General features: G+C 66.5%; 1 pseudogene. It reads left to right on the forward strand.

Going from position 1 to position 242, the window contains the following annotated elements:
- Nucleotides 1–242 (forward strand): annotated as a pseudogene (locus CXQ89_RS19025) (branched chain amino acid aminotransferase); the annotation flags it as partial.

A 242-nucleotide genomic window follows, 5' to 3' on the forward strand; every position in this document is an offset into this window, starting at 1 on the left:
GGCAATGGCGGGTGGCACAACGCCCGGGTGGAAGCGTACGGGCCGATCGCCCTGGATCCGTCGGCTGCGGTGCTGCACTACGGCCAAGAGATCTTCGAAGGCCTTAAAGCCTACCGTCACGCCGACGGCTCCGTTTGGTCCTTCCGCCCCGAAGCCAACGCTGCGCGCCTGAACAAGTCGGCCCGCCGGCTTGCGCTTCCTGAACTGCCGGCAGAGTACTTCCTGGGAGCCATCCGCGAGCT

Origin of the sequence: Arthrobacter sp. ZGTC212 (genome assembly GCF_002929255.1) — a bacterium.
In the GTDB taxonomy this organism is placed as follows: domain Bacteria; phylum Actinomycetota; class Actinomycetes; order Actinomycetales; family Micrococcaceae; genus Arthrobacter_B; species Arthrobacter_B sunyaminii.